1 protein-coding gene is annotated in these 1,685 nt (G+C 72.4%); it reads left to right on the plus strand.

The window, feature by feature from the left end; all coding sequences use genetic code 11:
• Nucleotides 1–94: 94 nt before the first annotated feature.
• Nucleotides 95–1,685, plus strand: a 1,591-nt coding sequence (locus ACXJKG_RS20995) for a glycoside hydrolase family 3 protein (RefSeq protein ID WP_456847652.1), incomplete at its 3' end; no start/stop codon positions are given.

The following is a 1,685-nucleotide window of genomic DNA, read 5'->3' on the forward strand; positions in this document are numbered from 1 at the left end:
GTCCATGATTCCGGCCCTGGTGTTCTTCTCGCTGTTCGAGCGGCGGATCGTGGGCGGACTCCAGGGCGCGGTCAAGGGCTGAGGGGAACCCGCCATGACGGAGATTCGTACGTTCGCGCCCACGGGCGCTTCCTCCGACGCCGCGCGAGCGGTCGACGAGGTGCGCCTGCTCGACCTGCTCGGTCGGATGACGCTCGAGGAGAAGCTCGCCCAGGTGGTGGGCTTCTGGGAGAAGGCCGACGGAGAGTCGGTCGCGCCCCTGCAGGGCGAGTTCGCCGCGCCGGCAGTGCTCGATGAGTTCGCGCGCCATGGGCTCGGACACCTGACCCGCCCCTACGGCACCCGTCCGGTGGAGGCCGCCGAGCGCGCGGCGTGGCTGTGGGAGTTCCAGCGCGGACTCGTGAACGGCACGCGCCTCGGCATCCCGGCGATCGTGCACGAGGAGGTCCTCACCGGCCTCTCGGCGTGGGGGGCCACGACGTACCCGACGCCGTTGGCGTGGGGCGCAGCGTTCGACCCGGAGCTGGTCGAGGAGATGGGCGCCGCCATCGGCGACTCCATGCGGGTCCTCGGCGTGCACCAGGGCCTCGCGCCCGTGCTCGACGTCGTGCGGGACCCGCGGTGGGGGCGTGTCGAGGAGTGCATCGGCGAGGACCCCTACCTGGTCGGCACGCTCGGCACGTCCTACGTCCGGGGCCTGCAGTCGCGCGGGGTGCACGCGACCCTCAAGCACTTCGTCGGCTATTCCGGCTCCCAGTCGGGCCGCAACTTCGCCCCGGTGCACGCAGGTCCGCGGGAGATCGCCGACGTCCTGCTCCTCCCGTTCGAGATGGCTGTCCTCGACGGCAACGCGCGCTCGGTCATGCACGCCTACACGGAGATCGACGGTGTGCCCGTAGCGTCCGACCCGACGATCCTCACGGGGATCCTGCGGGACCAGTGGGGGTTCGACGGCACGGTCGTGGCCGACTACTTCGGCATCGCGTTCCTGCACCTCCTGCACCACGTCGCCCGTGACCTGGGCGACGCCGCCGGGCAGGCGCTCGAGGCGGGCGTCGACATCGAGCTGCCGACCGGAGACGCCTACGGACGGCCGCTGGCTGACCGGATCCGGTCCGGCGAGGTCGACGAGGCCCTCGTCGACCGAGCGGTGCTGCGCGTGCTGCGGCAGAAGGACGAGCTCGGGCTGCTCGACGCCACGTTCGACGACGCGCCGCCGACGGACATCGACCTCGACCCCGCGGAGCACCGAGAGCTCGCGCGGCGCCTCGCCGAGGAGTCGGTGGTGCTCGTCTCGAACGACGGCACGCTGCCCGTGCGTGGTGTCTCGCGGCTCGCGGTCATCGGCCCGAACGCGGACCGGACCGACGCTCTGTACGGCTGCTACTCGTTCGTCAACCATGTCCTCGCTCAGCACCCCGGCTTCGACGCCGAGCTCGACGCGCTGACCATCGTCGAGGCGATCCGCGCCGACCTTCCCGGTGCCGCCGTTCGGTCCGTGGCCGGCTGCGCCGTGGACGACGACGACCGCTCCGGATTCGACGCCGCGGTCGCCGCGGCCACGGAGGCCGACCTCGCCGTCCTGGTGGTCGGCGACCACGCCGGCCTGTTCGGTCGCGGGACGTCCGGCGAGGGCTGCGACCGGGACGACCTCGAGCTGCCCGGCGTCCAGCGCCAGCTCGTCG

The sequence above is a fragment of the Cellulomonas sp. P5_C6 genome (assembly GCF_054049635.1).